This window comes from Vibrio sp. ABG19, assembly GCF_029962385.1.
GTDB lineage: Bacteria > Pseudomonadota > Gammaproteobacteria > Enterobacterales > Vibrionaceae > Vibrio > Vibrio ostreae.
Map to the genome: position 1 here is coordinate 516318 of NZ_CP071708.1, position 24100 is coordinate 540417.

Genomic DNA, 24100 nt, shown 5'->3' on the forward strand with positions numbered 1-24100 from the left:
CGCCCTTTACTCGCTTAAGGTAAATGTCACCAGCAAAGGGTTATGATCAGAGGCGTCCGAAACGGGCGCCTCTGCCGTTTTCAGACTGAGCTGTTTAAAAAACACGTGATCGAGTGGCAAACCGTTAATAAAACGGACCCGTTGATCGGGATTAAAGTGCACTTCCTGTAACCCGTTTGCCGTCATTGCCTGACTGAGCCATGCCGTCCGCTCCTCACTCCAGCTGTTAAAATCACCGGCGACGATAACCGGCCCCTGATGCTGCTGAAGCTGACCGAGCAGTTGCTCAATCTGAGCCTGATACTCTGCGGTACCTAAGGTAAAGTTAATCGCATGCAAATTGACCAGGGCCAGGCTCTGGCCTGAGCTGAGTGGATACAGGGCGTATAAGGCTGATTTAGGCAGCCTTAACCAGGGTTCCAGCGCGGTAAAGGCGCACACCTGTTGCGGCGCTACACGTGCAGCATTCAGCACGCCCGCTGGCTCGCCAAGTACCTCAAACGCATTGACCTGATTGGCCTGCCAGCGCTTTTTCTGCAACCAGGCATGCAATTCACCGCTCATACTCGCCTCCTGCAACAGGAGTAAATTCGCATCCGCACTCAACTCCTGCAACACCGGTTGCCAGTCTGGCCGGTTCTGCTTGTAAATGTTCCATACCACCAGTTTCAGCGTACCATTATGGTCGAGATAATCGTGGGCCGGGTACTGAGAGCATTGCTGTGGCAACGCTTCGGTAAGGGGATCAGCTTGGGTTAGCTGTGGCTCATCTGGCACTGAAAACAGGACTGCAAAGCTGCCTGGCACCAGCAAAACAGCCAGCAGCAGCCCCCAAACTACAAGGCGTTTTTTCATCACAATTGATCCTGTCAGAAATTAGCAGCACCATAGCACTGCGCAAATCACGCGACAAGCCTGCACGGCTCTCAGTGCACTTTACGCACATTTCACGGGCAAAAAAATAAGGAGCCGGAGCTCCTTATTCAACGATTCAAGTAAGCATGACATTTACCCGCAGGGGTTAAACCGCGTCTTCGTCTTCTTCGCCAGTACGGATACGCACAACGCGCTCCACCTCAGTAATGAAGATCTTACCATCACCAATTTTGCCGGTTTGAGCGGTTTCGATGATGGTTTCAACACAACGGTCTGCTACATCTTCTGTCACGACAATTTCCAGTTTCACTTTCGGCAGGAAATCGACCATGTACTCAGCGCCGCGGTACAGCTCGGTATGGCCTTTCTGACGGCCAAACCCTTTCACTTCAGAGACCGTCATACCGGTAATACCGACTTCAGCCAGAGCTTCACGAACATCATCGAGTTTAAATGGCTTGATAATGGCTTCGATTTTTTTCATGTTCATCCCTTAAACTTCTCTTTGATAGCAATATTATCTGCTAGCCGTTGTAAACAATCAATAAAAAGCCCGAGCGAAGCTCGGGCTGTGTCTCAAACTGAGGGATAGATACCATTACAGGCTGGCGTAATAAGCCGCCAGGTTGGCAATATCCGCATCGCTCAGCATCGATGCCTGAGGCTGCATAATCATAGCATTGCCGCCAGTACGCTCTTTGTTTTTGTATGCATTCAGTGCATTGATGATGTATTGCTCGCTCTGTCCTTTCAGGTTCGGATAGCCCGGAATTACCGCAATACCATCTGCGCCGTGACACGCTGCGCACACTGACGCTTTGGCTTTTCCTGCCGCTGCATCACCGGCAGCCAATGCATTGCCCGCCAGCAGGCTCAAACCTAACATCATTCCCATAGTAATTTTCTTCATTGCTTGCCCTTCTTTCCATATTGTTATTGGTATTGCTCGATACGATGTTGTGACATAAAGGGATTACTGTTGCCAGAGCAGTTCAGCATCGGTACCACTGAAATCACGCTCCACAAACAGACCGGCCACAGCAACAACCTGTTGCTGATACATAAGTATTGGAATCCTCCGTCGCTGCCAACTCGGAATCTGATACTCCTGAAACAGCTTTTTCAGTTTGCGTGACCCGGCTCTTCCTACCGGACAGGCTGATAATCCCTGTGGCTCAAAAATAACCCGTAAATGCTCCGGTTCGGCGGGAATACGCAAGTTACCCCCGGGTGCAACACGTAGCACAAGTTGCCCTATATCATCTGGTAAATCAAGTACCTGGTCGGGCTTAATCTGCCGACTCCAGGCAGAGACATCGGCCTGCAGGCCAACACAATATAAACGGCGATTAAAACGCCGGATATGATGCCGCCCTAATTTTAGCTTAGGATTCGCATCCTGCTCGGCCTGCGCCACTTCATCCCAGATGATATCTGTCTGGATGCGGCTTGGCATATTCAACCCATGTCGGTCCAGCCAGGCGCGCAGCAATTGCCGCCGCACCGCAGCACTGTGTCTGGTCAGGCTTTCAATCGCCAGGCTTCCGTCGGCCTGCACCGCTTGCAGCAGAGCATCGGCGAGTAATTCGGCCAGTACGCTTTCCTGCTCGGCACACAGCTCAGCACTGCGCTGCACCGCCTGGCGAATCGAGGGCCAGCGCTGAGTGAGCAGCGGCGTCACCTCATGACGGAGAAAATTACGCTCATAGCGGGTATCGAGATTACTCTCATCTTCGACCCAGGCTAACTGCTGCTGCGCAGCAAACGCTTCTATATCGCTCCTGGCGACAGTGAGCAGAGGTCTCAGCAACCGGCCTTGGCCAAAAACAGCGCTGCGCGGCATTGAAGCCAGGCCTTTCGGACCGCTACCGCGCTTAAGTGCCAGTAAGAAGGTTTCCAGTTGATCATCACTGTGCTGGCCCAGCAGCAGACAACTGTGCTGGTCAATATACCCGGCCAGCACCGTATAGCGCGCCTCGCGCGCCAGCTGTTCAATACTGTCACCCTGGGTTGTATCGAGGTTGACCCGCTCAACGCGTAAGGGAACCGCTAACACATCACACCAAGCCTGGCACTGCTCAGCCCACTGATCGGCATTAGCACTGAGGCCATGATGCACATGCACCGCTGAGATGAGGATGCCGTGCTGCGAGCGGTAACGTGCCAGCAGTTCCAGCATGACCCGCGAGTCAACGCCACCACTCAACGCGAGCACATAGTGCCGGGCCGGATGCTGACTCAGGGAATGACTGAAATGAGCGTATAAATCCATCATGACTCTTTAATCGAACAGGGAAAGCAAAGCGTGTGTATCTGATCCAGTATATACACAAAGCCACGCTCAGGCAGCATAAGCCACCAGGTTATTTGATTGACTTAAAAGCAAAAAGGCCGGACTGAGTCCGACCTTTTGTCATTATTGCCCCGAGCAGGATGCTCATCAGGCGTAATCGTAGCTCATCAGCAGTAACCGTAGCTCATCAGACGCTGGTAGCGGCGCTCAAGCAGAGACTCTTGATCCAGCTTTTCCAGATCTTCCAGCTGACGCAGCAGCGTCGCTTTCATGTTAGCAGCGGTCTTGACGTGGTCACGATGCGCGCCACCCAGTGGCTCTTCAATGATTTCATCAATCAGCTCAAGCTCTTTCAGACGAGGAGCAACCAGGCCCATCGCTTCTGCAGCCTGAGGGGCTTTGTCTGAATCACGCCACAGAATCGAGGCACAACCTTCTGGTGAAATCACCGAGTACGTTGAATATTGCAGCATGTTAACGTAGTCACCGACACCGATTGCCAGTGCGCCACCTGAACCACCTTCACCGACAACGTTACAGATAACCGGTACCGTCAGGCCTGCCATCACTTTGAGGTTTTTCGCAATCGCTTCAGACTGGCCACGCTCTTCTGCGCCCACGCCAGGGTATGCACCTGCTGTATCGATGAAGGTGATGATTGGCATGTTGAAACGCTCAGCCATCTCCATCAGACGCAGCGCTTTACGGTAACCTTCCGGTTTTGGCATACCGAAGTTACGTTTCACTTTTTCACGCGTCTCACGACCTTTCTGGTGACCAATCACCATCACCGGACGGCCGTCCAGACGAGCCATACCACCGACAATCGCTTTATCATCAGCAAAGGCACGGTCACCAGCCAGTTCGTCGAACTCTGTGAATACGTTTTCGATGTAATCCAGAGTGTAAGGACGCTGCGGATGACGCGCCATCTGCGCCACTTGCCATGCACCTAAGTCACTGAAGATTTTCTTTTTAAGCTCCAGGCTTTTCTTTTCTAGCTGTTCAATCTCTTTTTCCAGATCGACTGAAGTATCGCCGCCGTGACGGGAAACATCACGTAGCGCCTGAATCTTAGCTTCAAGTTCTACAATAGGTTTTTCAAATTCTAGAAAATTTAGGCTCATCTACCGATCCTTTTTTACTCAGCTCGCACTGGCGCAGCTGAATTTTAGTTAAATTCGAGTTCTACCTGGTCTTTGCCAAGCAACTGTTTTAATTCGTCTAACAATGTATCGCTTGGAGTGACACGCCACTCGGTGCCTAACGTCAGGCGTGCTCGCGCATCTGGGCGCTGGTAGTATACATTGACAGGGACAGTCCCTGCTCGGTGAGGCTCTAAGATGTGACTAAAGCGCTCAAAAAACTGCTCATTGATCTGCGATTGCTCAATCGAAACCGACAAGCCTCGGGCATATTTTTCACGCGCGCTGCCCAAGTCCATGACTTCGCGCGCCGACATTTTAAGGCCACCGTTGAAGTCATCAAAGCTGACCTGTCCGGAAATGACCAAAATTTTATCTGTTTCTAACAAATCTGCATAGCGATCCAGCGCATCGGAAAATAACATCACTTCCATCCGGCCACTACGATCATCAATCGTCATGATACCAATCCGGTTACCGCGTTTGGTGGTCATGACCCGTGCTGCGATGACCAGACCGGCCACAGTCACCGACTGATCGCGTCGGGTTGGCGTGGCCTCATTCAATCGACAACTGGTGTACTTATTGAGTTCCTTCAGGTAAGCATTAATCGGATGCCCCGTCAGGTAAAGACCCAATGTCTCGCGTTCCCCTTCCAGCCACACTTTTTCCGGCCATTCATCGACCTGAGTGTATTTCTGCTCCACCTCTTCCGGCGCATCGGTCAGGACACCAAACATATCGGTCTGACCAAACGCTTCGGCCTGGTGATGCTGACTGGCTGATTTCACCGCATCGCTTAATGAGGCCATCAGCGCTGCGCGATGCGGCCCGAGGCGGTCCATCGCACCGGCCAGAATCAGCTTCTCAATCACCCGTTTGTTGACTTTTTTCAGGTCAATCCGCGCGCAGAAATCAAACAGATCCTTAAAATAACCGCCCTGACTACGCGCTTCAAGAATCGCTTCAATCGGGCCTTCACCAACACCTTTAATCGCCCCGATACCATACACAATCGCGCCGGCATCATCGACGTTAAACCGGTACAGACCGGAGTTGATGTCCGGTGGCAGCACGGTCAGCCCCATGCGCATGCACTCATCGACCAGACCAACCACTTTCTCGGTGTTGTCCATATCCGCGGTCATGACCGCTGCCATGAACTCGGCCGGGTAGTGAGTTTTGAGCCATAGCGTCTGGTACGATACTAAAGCATAGGCGGCTGAGTGCGATTTGTTAAACCCGTATCCGGCAAATTTTTCCACCAGATCGAAGATTTTCATTGCCAGTTCGCCGTCAACACCGTTATTTTCAGCGCCTGACTGGAAAATAGCCCGCTGTTTGGCCATCTCTTCCGGCTTTTTCTTACCCATCGCCCGGCGCAGCATGTCCGCACCACCCAGGGTGTAGCCAGCCAGAACCTGGGCGATCTGCATCACCTGTTCCTGATAGAGAATGATGCCGTAGGTCGGCTCCAGGATCTCTTTCAGCGACTCGTGCTGCCATTTTTCATCCGGATAGGAAATGGCTTCACGACCATGCTTACGGTCGATAAAGTTATCTACCATGCCCGATTGCAGCGGGCCGGGGCGAAACAGAGCAACCAGTGCGATGATGTCTTCAAAACAGTCCGGCTGCAGACGTTTAATCAGCTCTTTCATCCCGCGCGATTCGAGCTGGAATACCGCGGTGGTTTCTGAGTTTTGCAATACCCGGAACGAGGCCGGATCCGCCAGCGGAATTGACTCGATACGCACCGGCGCCTCACCGGCTTTTTCACGCCGCGGGTTAATCAGCCCCAGCGCCCAGTCGATGATGGTCAGGGTACGCAGGCCAAGGAAGTCAAACTTAACCAGACCGGCATATTCGACGTCGTTCTTGTCAAACTGAGTCACCGGATGGTGGCCTTCGGCATCACAATACAAAGGCGCGAAATCGGTAATCGAGGTCGGGGAAATCACCACCCCGCCCGCGTGTTTACCGGCGTTACGTGTACACCCTTCCAGAATGCGACACATATCGATCAGTTCTTTAACTTCTTCGTCGGCTTCGTACAGCTCCGGCAAAGCTGGTTCGGCTTTAAACGCTTTTTCCAGCGTCATACCCGGATCTGGCGGGATCATTTTCGAGATGCGATCGACAAAACCAAACGGGTGGCCCAGCACCCGGCCCACATCGCGAATTACCGCTTTCGCCGCCATGGTACCAAAGGTGATGATCTGTGATACCGCATCACGACCGTACATTTCCGCCACGTGATCGATCACCAGATCGCGCTTATCCATACAGAAATCGACGTCGAAATCGGGCATGGATACCCGCTCCGGGTTAAGGAAGCGTTCGAACAGCAAATCGTATTCAAGCGGATCCAAATCGGTGATTTTCAGTGCGTAAGCCACCAGAGAACCGGCACCTGAGCCCCGCCCCGGGCCTACCGGAATATCATTATCTTTCGACCACTGGATGAACTCCATTACGATCAGGAAGTAACCCGGGAATCCCATCTGGTTGATCACCTGCAGCTCGATCTCCAGACGCTCATCATAAGCCGGGCGACGCTCGGCTCTCACGGCAGGATCCGGAAACAGGAATTCCAGACGCTCTTCGAGACCTTGCTGAGACTTTTTGACCAGGAATTCGGTTTCCAGCATCCCCTCGGTCGGGAATGCCGGCAGGAAATATTCGCCCAGACGCACGGTCACGTTACAACGCTTGGCAATCTCGACACTGTTTTCCAGCGCTTCCGGAATATCGGCAAACAGATTGCACATCTCTTCTTCACTGCGCAGATACTGCTGCGCGCTGTAGTTCTTTGGCCGGCGCGGGTCTTCTAAGGTGTAACCATCGTGAATCGCGACCCGGATTTCATGGGCATCGAACTGTTCCGGTTCAAGAAATACCACGTCGTTGGTCGCCACCACCGGCAGGTCGGTCTGTTCAGCCAGTTCAAGGGCAAAATGCAGATAACTCTCTTCATCGGCACGTCCGGTACGTACCAGTTCAAGATAAAAATGGTCAGCAAAATGGGTCTGGTAAAACTCGACGCATTTCTCCACCAGGGCCTGATTGCCTTTCAGTAGCGCACGGCCGATATCACCGCTTTTCGCACCGGACAGCAGGATCAGGCCTTCGGAATATTTCACCAGCCACTCTTTATCAATCACCGGCTGGTGCTGTACATGACCACGTAAATACGCATCGGAGATCAGCAGGGTCAGGTTTTTGTAGCCTTGATTATTTTTGGCCAGGACAGTAATGCGGGTCAGCTCATCGCCAAACTCGTCAGAACGCACGGCAAAGTCAGCGCCGACAATCGGCTTGATACCACAGCCATGCGCAGTGCCATAGAATTTCACCAGACCACATAAGTTGGTGAAGTCGGTCAGGGCCATTGCCGGCATGCCCATTGCTGCCACTTTTTTCACCAGCGGCGGCACTTTTGACAGGCCGTCAACCATGGAGAAATCACTGTGAACACGTAAGTGGATAAACTTTGGGTCTGACATTTAATTCTGTCCTGGGGTACTGATAAATTTAACTGGCGCTTATTTTACGTAAATCTGTGCTGAGATACAGGGCTTATTCCTGCCTCAGCCGTTGGCTAGCCGAGGCCAAGAGCCCGTTTGACCGGGCCGAAACTGCGCCGGTGCTCGGCAATCACGCCATGTTGCTCAATTGCGGCAAAGTGGGCCTTGGTCGGATAACCTTTGTGCTGGGCAAAACCAAATTCGGGATAGGCTTTATCCAGCTCTTCCATCTCCTGATCGCGCACCACTTTAGCAATGATCGACGCGGCACTGATCTGCGCCACGCGTAAGTCACCTTTGACCACGGCTTCAGCCGCCATAGGCAGCACCGGGATTTTATTGCCGTCGACCAGCACCAGGTCGGGCTGTAATGCCAATCCTTCGACGGCCCGCTGCATTGCCAGCATAGTGGCCTGGAAAATATTCAGCTCGTCGATTTCCTGCGGGCTGCAACGCCCGACCGACCAGGCCAGCGCTTTTTGTTGGATTTCCGGCAGCAACGCCAGACGCTTTTTCTCCGACAATTTCTTCGAGTCGTTGAGTCCGGCAATCGGATTATTAGGATCGAGAATGACCGCCGCGGTCACCACATCGCCGACCAGCGGGCCGCGCCCGACTTCATCCACGCCGGCAATACAATGGAAACCCGCCGGGATCTGATACGGAGGAAGTTCTTGTTGCGGTTTTTTCGCCATAATCTGCTCTGAGCCTGAAGTGTTGGATTGTGTAATTAGTGTTGAATGCTTTTATTACTGTTGAATAAGAGCCAGCACGGCCTGCGCCGCCTGTTTGTCCGCGTCTTTACGGATCCAGTGGTGCATCTGGTCAAATTTGTCCAGCATCACCCGGTTGTCGCTGTCGAGTAACTGACTGACTTCGCGGTAGAGGTTATCGACGCTGCAGTCATCCTGCAGCAGCTCTTTGACCAGCTCCTGCTCGGCAAGAATATTCGGCAGCGAAACGTACTTGGTTTTGAGCAGTCGTTTAGCCAGAAATGCCGTAATGGCATTGACCCGGTAACCCACCACCATAGGGCGTTTGAGCAGCATGCACTCCAGCGCGACCGTCCCCGACGCCAACAAGACCACATCGGATGCCGTAATCACATTACGCGCGGTATCATCGACCAGAACAAAATTAAGTTCAGGTGCTATCGCCTGCCAGGCGGCTTCAAATTGTTCACGCCGTTTCTGATTGACCAGGGCAACAACAAAACCGAGGTCCGGATAACTCTGCTGCAAACGCTGACAGGTGCGGATAAACGGCTCGGCCAGCATTTTCATCTCACTGCCCCGGCTGCCCGGCAGGACAGCCAGCCAACGCTGCGTCGGATCAAGGCCCAACAGTTGCTGCGCCGCCTGCTGATCACTCTGGAAAGGAATCGCATCCGCCAGGGTATGACCAATAAACTCACACGGCACATTGAATTTATCGTAGAAAGCTTTTTCAAACGGCAGAAACGCCAGTACCAGATTCGTCGCAGCCGCAATTTTAAAGATACGCTTCTGGCGCCAGGCCCAGACCGACGGACTGACGTAGTGCACAGTTTTGATCCCGGCCTGCTTAAGATCGAGCTCAAGGCGCAGATTGAAATCCGGCGCATCAATCCCGACAAACACATCCGGCGGATTGGTGGTAAAATACTTAACCAGCTCCGCTTTGACTTTAAGCAGACGTGGCAGACGTCCAAGCACTTCCACCAGCCCCATCACGGCCAGCTCTTCCATATCAAACAGAGACTGACAGCCTTGGGCCATCATCTTCGGACCACCAATGCCGACAAACTCGGCATCCGGATAGCGGGCTTTAACGGCTTTGATGAAGCCCTCACCCAGGGTATCACCGGATAGCTCACCTGCCACAATGCCGATACGTAGTGGTTTTTTCACGCCGAATATCCTCTATAAAACTAACTTGTGCATTTTGGACCGCAACTTTACGAAAAAAGCGGCTGTCCAAAAAACACGATGCACAAAACACGCTGGGCTATAAAACACAAAAAGACCGTCCGACAGGCGGACGATCTTTTTCCATCATTGGATTAGCCGAGCTTAGCGGATAATGCCACGCTCAGAGCTCTCCAGCAGGTCAACAAAGCGCTGTACAGATGACCACTCAGCCGCCATCTCTTTCAATACAACCAGGGCTTCAGCCTGAGTCTTACCGGCGCGGTAGATCTCTTTGTACGCTTTTTGCAAAGCACGAATTTCTGCTTTTTCAAAGCCGTTACGCTTAAGACCAACCAGGTTAAGACCAAACGGAGACGCATGGTTACCCTGCGCCAGCACGTAAGCCGGCACATCCTGAACCACGGCAGAACAGCCGCCGATGTAGGCATAAGCGCCAACAGAGCAGAACGGATGAATCGCCGACAGAGCCATGACACCTGCGTAATCATGCACAGTCACGTGACCGCCCAGAATGGCGTTGTTACCAATGTGTGTGTGGTTACCCACAATCACATCGTGCGCAATGTGCGCATTGACACACAACAGGTTGTCGTTGCCGACCACGGTTTCGTGTTTATCCTGCGTGGTACCACGGTGAATCTGGACTGCTTCACGAATGACGTTACGGTCACCGATGATAACGCGCGTATCTTCACCGCCGTACTTCTTGTCCTGGTTCTCTTCACCAATGACAGCATGCGGGAAAATGCGGTTGTCTTTGCCGATTACTGTGTTGCCTTTGATCACAACATGCGACATCACTTCCGTGCCCTCACCAATGGTGACGCCGGCAGTAATGTAAGTAAATGGCCCAACCGTGACATGAGCGCCAATCACTGCGCCGTCTTCGACCACCGCTGCCGGGTGGATTTGTGCCGTTTCGTGGATCATATTAAAATTCTCTGCGTGCACATTTCAGTTCAGCTGAACACACCACTTCACCGTCAACTTTCGCAACGCCATTGAACAGGGCGATACCGCGACGCTCTTTAACGAATTCCACTTCGATCATCAGCTGGTCGCCAGGACCCACTGGTTTACGGAATTTTGCGTTGTCGATGCTGGCAAAGTAGTACAGCTCGTTTTCTTTTGGCGCACCGAAGGTTTTGAATGCCAGCAGGCCGGTTGCCTGTGCCATGGCTTCAAGGATCAGTACACCAGGAAAGACTGGAAGCTGGGGAAAATGACCGGTGAACTGAGGTTCATTCACTGAAACATTCTTAAGGCCAATCAGGTATTTACCTTCTTCATAATCCGTTACGCGATCAATCAGCAGAAAAGGGTAACGGTGAGGAAGAAGCTCCTGAATTTCAGTGATATTCATCATTTTCTTTTCAGTAGTCAAAGTCATATTCCTATTTATCAATACAAAAATTAATTAGGGCATTATAGACGAAAAAGACTCGCATATTGCGAGCCTTTTTAACAAAAAACCGGAATTATGATTCCGCTTTTTGCTCAAGCAGCTTCTCTACCGCTTTTAAGCGCTTATTCATCTCATCAATACGATGAACGCGTGTTGCTGTCTTACGCCACTCTTTATTGGGTTGCAGCGGGATGCCTGAAGAGTACATGCCCTTCTCATCAATACTGCGCATCACCATGCCCATTCCGGTAATAGTCACGCCATCTGCAATTGTGATATGGCCGTTAATTACCGACGCGCCGCCAATGATACAGTATTTACCGATCGTCGTACTACCGGCCACAATGGTACCACCGGCCATGGCTGTACCATATCCGATGTGCACGTTGTGGGCGATTTGCAGCTGGTTATCGAGAATAACGTTGTCTTCGATCACGGTGTCATCGAGCGCACCACGGTCAATGGTGGTACACGCCCCGATCTCAACCCGGTGACCGATACGCACTGAACCCAACTGAGGAATTTTAATCCACTCGCCACGCTCATTGGCATAGCCGAAACCATCCGAGCCAATCACAGTGCCGGACTGCACCAGGCAGTCCGTACCGATAACAACATCATGATAAATGCTGACGTTAGCCCACAGCTTAGTATTGTTACCCAGCTTAGCATTTTGGCCAATAAAGCAACCTGCGCCAATCACGACGTTGTCACCCAGCTCAGCGCCAGACTCAATCACCGCATTGGCGCCAATTGAAACATTATTTCCTAACTTAGCGTCCTCGGCCACCACTGCACTCGGTGCAATGCCACCTTTAGCCGGAGCCGGAGTGGTATCCAGAGCCTGTGCCACCTTAGCAAACGCCACGTAAGGGTCTGCAACCACCAGAGCATTTGATGGGCATAGCGCCTGCTGCTCCGCTTTGACCATGATGACGGTGGCTTGACACTCTGCCAGGTGTTTACTGTATTTCGGATTTGACAGGAAGGTTACATCTCCCTGCTGTGCGCGATTCATCGGCGCAACGGCAGATACTACAGCACTGCTGTCACCGTGAACCTCACCCCCAGTAATCGTTGCCAATTCGGCTAAAGTTAGTGTAGTCATAATGTTCTAATTATTTGATTGCTTTGATAACTTGTTCGGAAATATTGTACTCAGGTTTGCCGTATTGCATTGCGCTTACGTCAATGATCATATCGTAGCCGTCTTTTTCTGCTACTTTTTGTACTGCATCCTGAATCACTTTGAACAGTTTTTGTTTCTCTTCTGCTTCACGACGCTTAGATGCTTGATCCAGTGCCTGTGCTTTGATCTTGTACTTGCTGTCCAGCTGACCAATCTCAATACGCAGTTTCTCTACATCTGCTTCGCTCATCAGTTCTGAATCGCGTTTCAGTTTCTCGATTTTGGTCTTAGCTTCAGCCTGAATGCTTTGCAGTTCGGCCGCTTTATCCTTGAACTCTTCCTGCATTTTTTGCAGAACCACATCACGCTGTGGCAGAGCCTGGAAGACTTGTGCAGTGTTAATGAAACCCACTTTTTGCGCAGCTTCAGCCGCCTGCGCAATAAATGAAGAGCTGAGTACAATAAGGCTAACACCTGCCGCTTTGATGATGTTTTTCAAAATAACTTCCTCTATTAGAAGGTTCGTCCGATTGTGAAAGTGAAGAATTCTTCATCGTCACCTTCGTATTTCTCAATAGGTTTCGCCAGTGAGAACACCAGTGGTCCCATCGGCGACATCCATTGCAACGCCACACCGTAAGATGAGCGGTAGTTGGTTGGATCCGAGTAATCGTAGTAATAGTTGGCCCCGTAAGCGGCACCAGCATCACGGTAGTCAAATTCGGTATCCCACACGCTGGCCATATCGTAGAAAATACTGGTACGAATCTGGTTACGTGCTTCGTCCGATGCAAAAGGCGTCGGAACGATCAGCTCCACGCTGCCGAGGGCAACCGCGTTACCACCCACTGAATCATCGGTCGCAGTATCCGCACCGTTGTTCGAGCCGGAGTAATCACGATATACCGCTTTTGGACCAGCAGAGTTCGAGCCAAATCCACGCAGAGAGGTAAAGCCACCCGCGTAAAAGTTTTCATAGAACGGATAGAGGTTATCTTTGCCGTCGGTCTGACCATAGCCGTTACCGTAACCCAAGCGGCCACGCAGTAACAGCGTAAACTCATGCTTTTTGGTCAGCGGAATGTACTGACGCACATCATATTGCAGTTTAAAGTACTTGGCATCCGAGCCAGGTACGGTCATTTTAGCCGACGCACGCTGATAGTTACCCGCAGTCGGGAAGTAACCTTTGTTGAGGTTATTGCGGGTCCAGGCCACGTTGATATCAAAGTCATCGGTAATCAGACTGCCGTCTGAGTCCATATTACTTTCCTGAGCACGCAGGAACTGCTCGACCTGCAGGTAAGGCGTCAGATTACCGATCTTGTTGTGGGTGTAACCGACACCAAACTCAAAACGGTTCAGTTCGTCAAACGGGAAACCCCAGGTCAGACTGGTGCCGTAACTTTCGTTGGTATAGTCAACAATACCGGCTTCTGATGCTTCAAACTTGTTGAAGAACACTTTGCCACCCAGGCTGACCCCGTCGATGTTCCAGTACGGATCACGATATTCCAGCGTGATGTTACGCTGATAATCGTTGGTGGTCGCGTTAATACCAACCCGGTTACCGGTACCAAGGAAGTTATCCTGAGTCAGGCCCACGGTAAAGCTCACGCCCGATTCGGTCCCGTAACCGACCCCAAAGTTGACGCTGCCTGAGTTAGCTTCTTTGACGTTATACACCAGGTCAACCTGGTCATCAGTACCCGGTACACGTACCGTCTGTACATCGACGGTTTCGAAGAAACCAAGACGGTTGAGACGGGCTTTGCCGGTATCAATCGCTTTCGAGTTCAGCCAAGAGCCTTCCATCTGACGCATCTCACGACGCAGCACTTCATCTTTGGTCGCATTGTTACCGACAAAACGAATGTCACGTACATACATACGTTTGCCCGTTTCAACGTTAATCACCAGCGATACCTGCTGCGTTTCATCGTCAAATTCAGGGATAGTACGCACCTGAGGATAAGCATAACCTGCTTCACCCAGTTCACGTTTGATTGACTCTTCCAGCTCCGTTACCGCTGAGCCCTGATAGGTTTCACCCAGCTCAAACGGAATCATGGCTTTGAAGTCATCTTCTTTGCCGATCAGCTCACCACGGAATTTGACATCCTTCACCGTATAAGGCTTGCCCTCGTTGAGGTTCATGGTGATATAAACACCCTTTTTATCGGGTGAGATAGAGACGTTGGTTGAGTCAACCTGGAACTTCAGGTAACCACGATCGAGATAGAAAGAGCGCAGGGCTTCAATATCACCGGCCAGAACCTGCTTCTGATACTTGTCATCAGACAGGAAATTCCACCACGCGACATCCACATTGAGATTAAAACGTGAGCGCAGCTCTTCATCTGAGAAGACATCATTACCGATAAAGTTAATCTGCTGAATTTTAGCCGAGACACCTTCGGTGAAGACAAATTTAAGGTCGGCACGGTTACGCGGCAGCGGTGTCACAACCGCTTTAACCGTGGCGTTGTATTTACCTACACTGTAATAGAAATCTTCCAGACCTTTTTCGATGTTGCTCAGCTTGGTCCGATCCAGTGCCTCACCGACGCGGATGCCGGAAGCGTCCAGGTTCTGTTGCAACTGCTCTTCTTTAATCGCCTTGTTGCCAGAAAAAGAGACACTAGCAATTGTCGGGCGCTCTTTGACCTGCACCATCAAAGTATCGCCGTCACGCAGCACTTTGACATTTTCAAAGTTACCGGAGGCGTAAAGGGCTTTAATGATCTCGGCCACGTCCTGAGAATCCACGGTATCGCCAACCCGTACCGGCATTTTCAATAATGCGGCACCCAGCGCTACGCGTTGCAAACCCTCAATTTGAATGTCCTGCACAACAAAGTTTTCGGCACTGTGCGCTGACACGCTTGTTGCGAGCAGTGTCGCGAACAGGATTTTTTTCATTGCCATATTTGTTTTAGTTAGTCCTTACTACAACCTTTGCCTAATGCGTATCAATCACAGGCGAGTAAAATCGTTAAATATTGCCACGGCCATCAGAGAGAAAATGATCATACCACCGATGCGGTACCCCATTTCCTGTACTCTTTCCGGTACCGGACGACGAATGACAGCCTCAATGGCAAAAAACAGCAGGTGGCCGCCATCAAGCATCGGCAAAGGAACCAGGTTAATGATCCCTAAGTTAACGCTGATCAACGCCAGAAAACCAAGGAAGTAGACCAGACCGTAATCCGCGGTCGTCCCTGCCCCTTTCGCGATCGAAATCGGGCCACTCAGGTTATTCAGGCCGACATCCCCTACCAGCAGTTTCTTCAACATGCTGATCGTCAGATCAATAATCTGTCCGGTTTTATCAACCGCTTTTCCGATCGATTCAAATACACCAAATTGCAGTTCAAATCGATAACTTTCCGGCCAATCTGCGATTTTTGGGGCAATACCCGCAAAACCAATCACTTTTCCTTGAGACAGCTCTCGCGCCTGTGGATTCAGCTCAACCGACAGGCTCTGCTGATCACGCTCAAGGTCAAGCGTCAAGGGTTGCTCAGGGTGTGCCTGAATCGCCTCAACCACCTGTTGCCAGTCTGTAATCGGCTGACCGTCAATGCGGGTCAGCACATCCCCTACCTGTAATCCGGCGCGCTCTCCGGCTCCACCTGCAGACACACTGGTCAACTCCGGCGAAATAGCAGGGGTAAATGGATTAAATCCAAGCGCTCCCATAGCAGACTCTGTTTCAGGATCAAAGTTCCAACCGCTCAGGTCAAAAGTTTTGATTTCGTCGACCCCGACACCGTCTGGTGAAGAAACCGTCATCGTCATGCGCTGGTCACCAATGTGGGAAATCAGTCCCATATTGACCGATTCCCAGTCCGGCGTTTCCACCCCGGAGACTGATTTAATTTCCATACCGGACTGCAGACCTGCATCGGCAGCAATTGAATACGGGGTCACAGTGCCAACCACCGGCTTAACCGCCGGAATGCCGATCATAAACACCAGCCAGTAGGCAAACACAGCAAAGATAAAGTTAAATACCGGACCGGCACTGACAATCGCACTGCGCTGCCAGAGCGGCTTTTTATCGAACGCAAACTGCTGCTGTTCTGGCACCACATCATCGACACGCCCGTCAAGCATCTTGACGTAACCGCCAAGCGGAATCATGGCAATACTGTACTCGGTGCCGTCTTTACCGATCCGTTTCCAGATCGACTTACCAAAGCCGATCGAGAATTTTTCGACCCGGACACCACATTTTCTTGCTACCCAAAAATGGCCGTATTCATGCACGGCCACCAAAATGCCCAAGGCAACAATAAAAGACACCAGATTCCACAATATGCCACTCATAACAATCGCTCTTTTAATTCCTGAGATGCCAGACTTCGGGCCATTGTATCCAGCTCAAGCAGGCTTTCCAAGGTATAGGAATGTAACGGATTATTCATGCCGCAAATTTTAGACAACACCTGCTGATTAATAGTTGCGATATCCGTAAAGCGGATTTTGCCGTTTAAGAACGCCTCGACCGCCACTTCATTAGCCGCATTCAGCGACGTGGTCGCATGCTGACCTTCGTAACAGGCATCGATCGCCAGTTTCAGACACGGATAGCGCTGATAATCGACATCCATAAAGGTCAGTTCACTTAAACGGGTAAAATCAAGCGCAGCTACGCCAGCTCCGACCCGTTCAGGATACGCCATAGTATGGGCAATCGGCGTCGCCATGTCCTGCTCACCAAGCTGGGCAATCACGGAGCCATCGCGGTACTGCACCATGGAGTGAATCACCGATTGGGGATGAATCAGCACTTTGAGCTGCTGCGGCGCCGCGTTAAACAGCCATTTGGCTTCGATAAATTCCAGCCCTTTGTTCATCATGGTGGCTGAATCAACCGAAATTTTCGGCCCCATCGACCAATTCGGATGTGCAATCGCCTGCTGCGGGGTCACACCAGATAACGTATTGATATCACTATAACGGAAAGGACCACCGGAACCGGTCAGCAGAATGTGAGAAACGCCGCTCTGGGCAAGATCACAACGTCCGAGCCGGGTCTGAATCTCCACTGGCAGGCACTGAAAAATTGCATTGTGCTCGCTGTCAACCGGCATCAACTCGGCGCCAAACTCTTCTACCGCGTCGATAAACAGCTGACCAGACATCACCAGGGCTTCTTTATTGGCGAGCAAAACGCGTTTACCGGCTTTAACCGCAGCCATCGTCGGCAGCAGACCCGCCGCACCGACAATTGCCGCCATCACGGTGTCAACTTCATCGCAGGCAGCAACCTGACACATAGCGTCAGTGCCGTACAGCACCTCGATATTAAGCTTAAGTTCACGCAACTGCGCCTGCAGTATCTGCGCGGCTTGCGCCGTGGCCATCACCGCATATTTAGGCTGCCAACGCTGGCAAAGCTCACGCATTTTGTCAACATTGCCACCTGCCGCCAGTGCGACCACAGTAAATTGTTCAGGATTCTCTGCGACTACCTTGAGCGTACTGGCTCCGATTGAACCCGTTGCCCCAAGAATCGTTAATTTACGCATAGCAAAAACCGTTGTGATTAAAGATGAGCAGGCGAAATACCTGCTCAAACATTAGAACAAGAAGTATAGAAGAGCGAATACAGGGAAAGCCGCCGTCAGGCTATCGATGCGATCCAGAATACCACCGTGTCCGGGAATGATATTGCTGCTGTCTTTAATGCCAGAGACACGTTTAAACATGCTCTCGACCAAATCACCCAGCACCGAGATAACCACAGTGAGCAGAATCGTCAGCAGCATAACAGGTAAAGAACTGAATTCGATAGCGAACAGATCGGCAAAGACCCAACCAACCAGCATGGCTGCGATCACGCCGCCCACCAGACCTTCGATAGTTTTATTCGGACTCACCGCCGGAGCCATTTTATGCTTACCGAAACTTTTACCGGAAAAATAGGCGCCGCTATCGGCCGACCACACGATCAAACATACAAACAGCACCAGCTTGGCACCGTGGAAAAAATCACTGTCGATCTGCTCGGCGCGCAGGAACACCACACTCCAGAAAAACGGCAGCAATGTAAGAAGGCCAAATGCATGGCGCGAGACGTTACATCCCTCCCACCTGTTGCGGGATTGAGGATACGTGACGGCGAGAAAACTGGCGTACAACCACCAGAACGAGCCAATCAACATCACAGCGTAATGCAGTGATGATGGCTCACGCAGCTCAGCGGCTGCCGGAGAAATAATAAAAAAGCTTGCTCCACCAACGATAACCGCCGGTAACAGCGCAGCGTAACGTGAAGAGTGCTCTACAAACTGAGTCCACTCCCAAAAGCCCAATAAGGTAACAACGGCCAGAGCGGCCACAAACCAAGCCAGCGGCAAATAGACAATGCCGGCAATCACCAGAGGGGCAAGAATGAGCGCGGTTATAATTCTTTGCTTCAAACTCAGAAATCCTATTCTATGATTCCATCAGTGCCTTAACCTGCTCACCGGTGCAGCCGAATCGGCGCTCGCGGTTCACAAACCAGGTCACTGCTTCAATTAAACTCTCTTCACCAAATTCAGGCCAGTATTGCGGCGTGAAATACATTTCTGCATACGCCAGTTGCCACAACATAAAGTTGCTGATGCGGCATTCGCCACTGGTGCGGATCAACAGGTCCACTTCCGGAATATCGGCCATGGTCAGATGCTGGGTAATCATGGCTTCATCAATCTGAGATGGATCCACTTCACCGCAGGCGACCTTACGGGCGATTTCACGTGTGGCCTGAGTAATGTCCCACTTACCGCCATAGTTCGCGGCAATGTTAACGACCAAACCGGTGTTATTGGCGGTCAGGGCTTCCGCCTGGGCAATTTTTTTCTGCAGTCGCTCACTAAAACGACGGGTGTCGCCGATGATACGGAGACGCAGGTTATTCTTGTGCAGTTTTTTGACTTCGGTCGACAGAACTGTGATGAACAGCTCCATTAGCACACCGACCTCTTCTTCAGGACGACGCCAGTTCTCGCTGCTGAATGCAAAGAGGGTAACCGCTTTGATGCCTAGTTTCGCTGCAGTAGAGATGGTTTTTCGAACAGCTGAGACGCCACTTTTATGGCCGAAGACTCGAGGTTTACCTTGCGCTTTCGCCCAGCGCCCGTTGCCATCCATAATGATTGCAATGTGCTGAGGTAAAACATCTGAAGAGAGTTGCGAATTTTGCATAGGAACGTATTGACGACAAAAAAGATGATGAAGAGTAGCATAAAAAAACGCTGTGCTGCGAGCACAGCGCTTTTATCACTGAAATTAATCGGAAATTATACTTCCATCAATTCTTTTTCTTTTGCTGCCAGCACTTCATCAATGCGTTTAACAGCAGCATCAGTCAGTTTCTGAATTTCGTCCTGCGCTTTACGATCTTCATCTTCAGAGATTTCTTTCTCTTTCAGCAGGCCTTTCAGATCCGCGTTCGCGTCACGACGGATGTTACGAACAGCAACACGACCGCCTTCAGCTTCACCACGTACGATTTTAACCAGGTCACGACGACGCTCTTCCGTCAGTGGTGGCAGTGGTACACGGATTACCGTACCCGCTGACATTGGGTTCAGGCCCAGGTCAGACATCAGGATCGCTTTTTCGACTTTTGGCGTCAGCTCTTTGTCGAATACGGTGATGGCCAGAGTACGAGCATCTTCTGCTACGACGTTAGCAATTTGGTTAAGAGGCGTTGGCGCACCGTAGTACTCAACTGAGATGCCAGATAGCAGGCTTGGGTGCGCACGGCCAGTACGAACCTTACTCAGGTTGTTCTTTAGTGCTTCTACACTTTTGTCCATACGCTCTTGAGCGTCTTGTTTGATCTCATTAATCACAATTTCACCTTAATTCTTATTTCAACTTGCCAGTGATTATTCAGCGGAGGTAATCAAAGTGCCTTCCGTCTCACCCATCACTACGCGGCGCAGAGCGCCAGGTTTGTTCATGTTGAAGACACGGATTGGCATCTTATGGTCACGAGCCAGGGTAAATGCCGCCAAATCCATGACTTTCAATTCTTTGTCAAGTACATCGTTGTATGCGAGCTTATCATACAGCTGTGCGTCTGGGTTGGCTACCGGGTCTGCACTGTAAACGCCGTCGACTTTTGTTGCTTTGAGAACTATGTCCGCTTCAATTTCAATACCGCGCAGACACGCAGCCGAATCGGTAGTAAAAAACGGGTTACCGGTACCTGCAGAGAAGATCACAACGCGGCCCTGACGCAGTTGGCTGATCGCATCGGCCCAGTTGTAGTCATCACACACACCGTTCAGAGGAATGGCTGACATCACGCGTGCGTTTACATAAGCACGGTGCAGTGCGTCACGCATTGCCAGACCATTCATTACTGTTGCCAACATGCCCATGTGGTCACCTACAACGCGGTTCATACCCGCTGCAGCCAGACCCGCACCACGGAACAGGTTACCACCACCGATAACAACGCCAACCTGAACACCAAGTTCTACCAGTTCCTTGACCTCCTGCGCCATGCGATCAAGAACGGTCGGATCGATACCAAAACCTTCTTCGCCTTGAAGCGCTTCACCGCTAAGTTTTAACAGAATACGTTGATATGCTGGTTTAGGGTTCGTTGTCATGGACTTTACCTTCCAAAGAGAGTTCAAAGAGTTGTTTAACAGTCATGATTGGAAACTTAGATAAGAATTCCAATCATCACGGCTAAACGAATTATATGCCTAGTCGTGAAAAGACCGCAGCCTGGGCTACGGTCTTTATCTGAGCAGTCTCGAAAAAGCTTAACCTTTTTGAGCCAGTGCTACTTCTTCAGCAAAGCTCAGCTCTTCTTTCTTCTCGATACCTTCGCCTACTTCCAGACGAACGAAAGAAGTAACAGCAGCGCCTTTTTCTTTCAGAACTTCACCTACAGATTTCTTAGGTTCCATTACGAAAGGCTGGCCAGTCAGAGAAACTTCGCCAGTGAACTTACGCATACGGCCTTCAACCATCTTCTCAGCGATTTCTTTAGGCTTGCCTTCGTTCATTGCGATGCCAACCTGAACTTCACGTTCTTTAGCAACAACGTCAGCTGGTACATCTTCTGGGTTCACGTATTCTGGACGTGAAGCAGCAACGTGCATTGCAACGTGCTTCAGTGTTTCTGCGTCGCCTTCACCGGCAACAACAACACCGATTTTCTCACCGTGACGGTAAGAAGCCAGAGCAGCACCCTGTACGTATTGTACGCGACGGATGTTGATGTTTTCACCGATTTTAGCAACCAGTGCAACACGCTCGTCTTCGAATTTAGCTTGTAGCTCTTCAACAGATGCTTGAGAAGCTACCGCTTCTGCAGCTACTTTCTCAGCGAATGCTGCGAAGTTTGCATCTTTTGCTACGAAGTCAGTTTGGCAGTTAACTTCAAGAAGAACAGCAACGCCTTCACCTTCTTTGATGATGATCGCGCCTTCAGCAGCAACGTTGCCTGCTTTTTTAGCAGCTTTAGCAGCGCCTGACTTACGCATGTTCTCGATCGCTAGCTCGATGTCACCGTTAGTTTCAACAAGCGCTTTCTTACATTCCATCATGCCTGCGCCAGTACGTTCGCGCAGTTCTTTAACTAGAGCAGCAGTAACAGCCATTCTCTATTCCTCAGTTGATTCTGGATGTGGTAAAAATTGGGGGCCTACGTTTTCGGCCCCCAATGCTAACTATAATAACTTAGCTTATGCTTCAGCTTTGTGGCACATAGAACTAAGTATTACTATGAGCAGCTATTATTCAGCTTCTACGAAGTCGTCTTTGTCAGCAACAGCTGCAACGTCTTTGTTGCGGCCTTCAGTCAGAGATGCAGCAGCAGCGTTCAGGTACAGTTGAACAGCGCGGATTGCGTCGTCGTTACCTGGGATGATGTAGTCGATGCCGTCTGGGCTAGAGTTAGTATCAACTACTGCAAATACTGGGATACCCAGGTTGTTTGCTTCTTTAACTGCGATGTGCTCGTGATCAGCGTCGATGACGAACAGAGCGTCTGGTAGACCGCCCATGTCTTTGATACCACCAAGAGACTTCTCTAGCTTCTCCATTTCACGAGTACGCATTAGAGCTTCTTTCTTGGTCAGCTTGTCGAAAGTACCGTCAGTAGATTGTACTTCCAGCTCTTTCAGACGCTTGATTGACTGGCGAACAGTTTTCCAGTTAGTCAGCATACCGCCCAACCAGCGGTTGTTAACGTAGTACTGGTTGCTAGCAATAGCAGCTTCTTTAACCGCTTCAGATGCAGCGCGCTTAGTACCTACGAAAAGAACTTTACCTTTTTTCTCGCCAACTTTAACCAGCTCAGATAGAGCTTCGTTGAACATAGGTACAGTTTTTTCCAGGTTGATGATATGAACCTTGTTACGAGCGCCAAAGATGAATGGCTTCATTTTTGGGTTCCAGTAACGAGTCTGGTGACCGAAGTGAACACCAGCTTTCAGCATATCGCGCATTGATACAGTTGCCATTATATAATCCTCTATGGGGTTAGGCCTCCACATTCCCCATGTTTCCGACCTCTCAAACTAACGCTGGAGGCACCCCGGATCATGTGTCGGAATGTGTGTGATTTAAAGTTAAATGTTAGTGGAATCGTATCTGTTTCGCCAAATGAAGAAATCAGACCGAGTTTCCGGCGCGCTTTATACCACATTTTGCGCTCAGGTGGCTAGTAAAAAATCGGTCGTTCTCGCTGCCAGGTCTCGCTCGCCATGGCCGTTATCGCTCTCTTTTTGGCACGCGCAGCAGACTCATTAGTGACCACTCAATCACCTCTGATTCTCATTCTTACTTGACGGTATTGTTGCGCTTCCCTCTTCCACTGTTACAATAGCCCGATTAGCACAATGTGTGTGCATAAGCGTTAGTAGAGAAAGCCGATGTCTGTAATTATTAAAACTGCTGAAGAAATTGAAAAAATGCGCGTAGCCGGCCGTCTGGCGGCTGAGGTTCTGGAAATGATTGAACCTCATGTTAAGGCGGGCGTAACGACCGAAGAACTGGATCAGATCTGTCACAAGTACATCACTGAAGTTCAGGGCGCAATTCCGGCTCCTCTCAATTATCACGGTTTCCCTAAATCTATCTGTACGTCAATCAACCACATCGTCTGCCACGGCATCCCGGCAGAGCAAGACAGTGCTTACGGCCAGATCACCCGTCCGGCTGTGCTGAAAGATGGCGATATCATGAACATCGACATCACAGTGATTAAAGATGGCTATCACGGTGATACCTCGAAGATGTTCCAGGTCGGTGACGTTGCTCCGGCGGATAAGCGCCTGTGTCTGGTTGCTCAGGAATGTCTGTACCTGGCACTGAAAAAAGTTAAACCGGGCACACAACTGGGTGAAATCGGTACCGCGATTGAAAAACACATCAAGACCAACAACAAGAACAACCCGCGCCTGAAATTCTCGATCGTGCGTGATTACTGTGGCCACGGCATCGGTGCCGGCTTCCATGAAGAGCCACAAGTGGTGCACTACCGCAACAGCGACCGCACGGTACTGCGTGAAGGTATGATTTTCACTATCGAGCCGATGATTAACGCTGGTAAATTCGGTTGCCGCCTGGATGATGAGGATAACTGGACCGTTTACACTGCCGATGGCAAAAACTCGGCTCAGTGGGAGCACACCATCCTGGTCACCGCAGACGGTTGCGAAATCCTGACCCTGCGTGAGGAAGAGAGCATCCCACGCGTGTTCCACAACGCATAACCGGCTTCCAATCCCTGCTTCGGCAGGGATTTTTTTATCCCCGGCTTTCAGCCTCACGCCTTGCCAGCACT

Annotated in this window: 22 protein-coding genes; 1 reads left to right on the forward strand and 21 read right to left on the reverse strand. The window is 50.9% G+C overall.

The annotated features are described in order from the left end of the window. Window positions 1-6: 6 nt before the first annotated feature. The 21 genes from J0X00_RS08565 to rpsB all read right to left on the reverse strand — a co-directional run bounded on the left by J0X00_RS08565 (window position 7) and on the right by rpsB (window position 22775). Window positions 7-855: an endonuclease/exonuclease/phosphatase family protein gene (locus J0X00_RS08565; protein ID WP_282477912.1), complete on the reverse strand. Its 849-nt coding sequence runs from the start codon at window positions 853-855 to the stop codon at window positions 7-9. A 166-nt stretch (window positions 856-1021) separates the two neighbouring features. Further along, window positions 1022-1360, reverse strand: coding sequence for a nitrogen regulatory protein P-II (glnB, locus tag J0X00_RS08570; RefSeq protein ID WP_168796919.1), 339 nt, complete (start codon window positions 1358-1360; stop codon window positions 1022-1024). Between the two features lie 114 nt (window positions 1361-1474). Beyond that, entirely contained in the window at window positions 1475-1786 is a 312-nt protein-coding gene (locus J0X00_RS08575) for a cytochrome c (protein ID WP_136482279.1), read from the reverse strand. 63 nt (window positions 1787-1849) lie between these two features. After that, window positions 1850-3151, reverse strand: coding sequence for a tRNA lysidine(34) synthetase TilS (gene tilS, locus J0X00_RS08580; protein ID WP_282477913.1), 1302 nt, complete (start codon window positions 3149-3151; stop codon window positions 1850-1852). A 185-nt stretch (window positions 3152-3336) separates the two neighbouring features. Further along, complete coding sequence (accA, locus tag J0X00_RS08585) at window positions 3337-4296, reverse strand: acetyl-CoA carboxylase carboxyl transferase subunit alpha (RefSeq protein WP_218562766.1); 960 nt, start codon at window positions 4294-4296, stop codon at window positions 3337-3339. Between the two features lie 44 nt (window positions 4297-4340). Beyond that, window positions 4341-7820 carry a DNA polymerase III subunit alpha gene (gene dnaE / locus J0X00_RS08590; protein ID WP_136482272.1) on the reverse strand — a complete coding sequence of 1160 codons (3480 nt, stop codon included), beginning with the start codon at window positions 7818-7820 and terminating at the stop codon, window positions 4341-4343. A gap of 95 nt (window positions 7821-7915) precedes the next feature. After that, the gene (gene rnhB, locus J0X00_RS08595) at window positions 7916-8536 is read right to left on the reverse strand and encodes a ribonuclease HII (protein ID WP_136482270.1); all 621 of its coding nucleotides are present in this window, start codon (window positions 8534-8536) and stop codon (window positions 7916-7918) included. 54 nt (window positions 8537-8590) lie between these two features. Further along, window positions 8591-9730: a lipid-A-disaccharide synthase gene (gene lpxB / locus J0X00_RS08600; protein WP_136482268.1), complete on the reverse strand. Its 1140-nt coding sequence runs from the start codon at window positions 9728-9730 to the stop codon at window positions 8591-8593. A 162-nt stretch (window positions 9731-9892) separates the two neighbouring features. Beyond that, window positions 9893-10681 (reverse strand): acyl-ACP--UDP-N-acetylglucosamine O-acyltransferase, encoded by a 789-nt coding sequence (gene lpxA / locus J0X00_RS08605; RefSeq protein ID WP_136482266.1) that lies wholly within the window; start codon window positions 10679-10681, stop codon window positions 9893-9895. Window position 10682: 1 nt separating this feature from the next. After that, window positions 10683-11114, reverse strand: coding sequence for a 3-hydroxyacyl-ACP dehydratase FabZ (gene fabZ, locus J0X00_RS08610; protein ID WP_206208366.1), 432 nt, complete (start codon window positions 11112-11114; stop codon window positions 10683-10685). 115 nt (window positions 11115-11229) lie between these two features. Further along, window positions 11230-12264: a UDP-3-O-(3-hydroxymyristoyl)glucosamine N-acyltransferase gene (gene lpxD, locus J0X00_RS08615; RefSeq protein ID WP_282477914.1), complete on the reverse strand. Its 1035-nt coding sequence runs from the start codon at window positions 12262-12264 to the stop codon at window positions 11230-11232. A gap of 10 nt (window positions 12265-12274) precedes the next feature. Then, window positions 12275-12784 carry an OmpH family outer membrane protein gene (locus tag J0X00_RS08620; RefSeq protein ID WP_136482260.1) on the reverse strand — a complete coding sequence of 170 codons (510 nt, stop codon included), beginning with the start codon at window positions 12782-12784 and terminating at the stop codon, window positions 12275-12277. A gap of 14 nt (window positions 12785-12798) precedes the next feature. Continuing rightward, window positions 12799-15213 (reverse strand): outer membrane protein assembly factor BamA, encoded by a 2415-nt coding sequence (gene bamA / locus J0X00_RS08625; protein WP_136482258.1) that lies wholly within the window; start codon window positions 15211-15213, stop codon window positions 12799-12801. A 48-nt stretch (window positions 15214-15261) separates the two neighbouring features. After that, complete coding sequence (gene rseP, locus J0X00_RS08630; RefSeq protein ID WP_282477915.1) at window positions 15262-16620, reverse strand: sigma E protease regulator RseP; 1359 nt, start codon at window positions 16618-16620, stop codon at window positions 15262-15264. Then, window positions 16617-17825: a 1-deoxy-D-xylulose-5-phosphate reductoisomerase gene (gene ispC / locus J0X00_RS08635; protein ID WP_136482254.1), complete on the reverse strand. Its 1209-nt coding sequence runs from the start codon at window positions 17823-17825 to the stop codon at window positions 16617-16619. The genes rseP and ispC overlap by 4 nt, the downstream gene beginning before the upstream one ends. 51 nt (window positions 17826-17876) lie before the next feature. Continuing rightward, window positions 17877-18719, reverse strand: a complete 843-nt coding sequence (locus J0X00_RS08640) for a phosphatidate cytidylyltransferase (RefSeq protein ID WP_136482252.1) — start codon at window positions 18717-18719, stop codon at window positions 17877-17879. 16 nt (window positions 18720-18735) lie between these two features. After that, window positions 18736-19488, reverse strand: a complete 753-nt coding sequence (gene uppS, locus J0X00_RS08645; protein ID WP_136482250.1) for a polyprenyl diphosphate synthase — start codon at window positions 19486-19488, stop codon at window positions 18736-18738. Between the two features lie 95 nt (window positions 19489-19583). After that, window positions 19584-20141: a ribosome recycling factor gene (gene frr, locus J0X00_RS08650; RefSeq protein ID WP_136482248.1), complete on the reverse strand. Its 558-nt coding sequence runs from the start codon at window positions 20139-20141 to the stop codon at window positions 19584-19586. 36 nt (window positions 20142-20177) lie between these two features. Next, window positions 20178-20909 (reverse strand): UMP kinase, encoded by a 732-nt coding sequence (gene pyrH / locus J0X00_RS08655; RefSeq protein ID WP_136482246.1) that lies wholly within the window; start codon window positions 20907-20909, stop codon window positions 20178-20180. Between the two features lie 159 nt (window positions 20910-21068). After that, a complete protein-coding gene (gene tsf / locus J0X00_RS08660) occupies window positions 21069-21911 on the reverse strand; it encodes a translation elongation factor Ts (RefSeq protein WP_218562763.1) in 843 nt (280 codons plus the stop codon). 135 nt (window positions 21912-22046) lie between these two features. Continuing rightward, window positions 22047-22775, reverse strand: a complete 729-nt coding sequence (gene rpsB / locus J0X00_RS08665) for a 30S ribosomal protein S2 (RefSeq protein WP_136482241.1) — start codon at window positions 22773-22775, stop codon at window positions 22047-22049. 411 nt (window positions 22776-23186) lie between these two features. Here rpsB and map point away from each other — a divergent pair, with 411 nt between their 5' ends. Continuing rightward, window positions 23187-24029, forward strand: coding sequence for a type I methionyl aminopeptidase (map, locus tag J0X00_RS08670; RefSeq protein WP_136482239.1), 843 nt, complete (start codon window positions 23187-23189; stop codon window positions 24027-24029). Window positions 24030-24100 lie beyond the last annotated feature (71 nt).

What these genes read in the sequence shown, in the direction of transcription:
- J0X00_RS08565 (WP_282477912.1), bottom strand. Translation starts at nt 855, where the DNA reads ATGAAAAAACGCCTTGTAGTTTGGGGGCTGCTGCTGGCTGTTTTGCTG.
- glnB (WP_168796919.1), bottom strand. Translation starts at nt 1,360, where the DNA reads ATGAAAAAAATCGAAGCCATTATCAAGCCATTTAAACTCGATGATGTT.
- J0X00_RS08575 (WP_136482279.1), bottom strand. Translation starts at nt 1,786, where the DNA reads ATGAAGAAAATTACTATGGGAATGATGTTAGGTTTGAGCCTGCTGGCG.
- tilS (WP_282477913.1), bottom strand. Translation starts at nt 3,151, where the DNA reads ATGATGGATTTATACGCTCATTTCAGTCATTCCCTGAGTCAGCATCCG.
- accA (WP_218562766.1), bottom strand. Translation starts at nt 4,296, where the DNA reads ATGAGCCTAAATTTTCTAGAATTTGAAAAACCTATTGTAGAACTTGAA.
- dnaE (WP_136482272.1), bottom strand. Translation starts at nt 7,820, where the DNA reads ATGTCAGACCCAAAGTTTATCCACTTACGTGTTCACAGTGATTTCTCC.
- rnhB (WP_136482270.1), bottom strand. Translation starts at nt 8,536, where the DNA reads ATGGCGAAAAAACCGCAACAAGAACTTCCTCCGTATCAGATCCCGGCG.
- lpxA (WP_136482266.1), bottom strand. Translation starts at nt 10,681, where the DNA reads ATGATCCACGAAACGGCACAAATCCACCCGGCAGCGGTGGTCGAAGAC.
- fabZ (WP_206208366.1), bottom strand. Translation starts at nt 11,114, where the DNA reads ATGAATATCACTGAAATTCAGGAGCTTCTTCCTCACCGTTACCCTTTT.
- lpxD (WP_282477914.1), bottom strand. Translation starts at nt 12,264, where the DNA reads ATGACTACACTAACTTTAGCCGAATTGGCAACGATTACTGGGGGTGAG.
- bamA (WP_136482258.1), bottom strand. Translation starts at nt 15,213, where the DNA reads ATGGCAATGAAAAAAATCCTGTTCGCGACACTGCTCGCAACAAGCGTG.
- rseP (WP_282477915.1), bottom strand. Translation starts at nt 16,620, where the DNA reads ATGAGTGGCATATTGTGGAATCTGGTGTCTTTTATTGTTGCCTTGGGC.
- ispC (WP_136482254.1), bottom strand. Translation starts at nt 17,825, where the DNA reads ATGCGTAAATTAACGATTCTTGGGGCAACGGGTTCAATCGGAGCCAGT.
- uppS (WP_136482250.1), bottom strand. Translation starts at nt 19,488, where the DNA reads ATGCAAAATTCGCAACTCTCTTCAGATGTTTTACCTCAGCACATTGCA.
- pyrH (WP_136482246.1), bottom strand. Translation starts at nt 20,909, where the DNA reads ATGACAACGAACCCTAAACCAGCATATCAACGTATTCTGTTAAAACTT.
- tsf (WP_218562763.1), bottom strand. Translation starts at nt 21,911, where the DNA reads ATGGCTGTTACTGCTGCTCTAGTTAAAGAACTGCGCGAACGTACTGGC.
- rpsB (WP_136482241.1), bottom strand. Translation starts at nt 22,775, where the DNA reads ATGGCAACTGTATCAATGCGCGATATGCTGAAAGCTGGTGTTCACTTC.
- map (WP_136482239.1), top strand. Translation starts at nt 23,187, where the DNA reads ATGTCTGTAATTATTAAAACTGCTGAAGAAATTGAAAAAATGCGCGTA.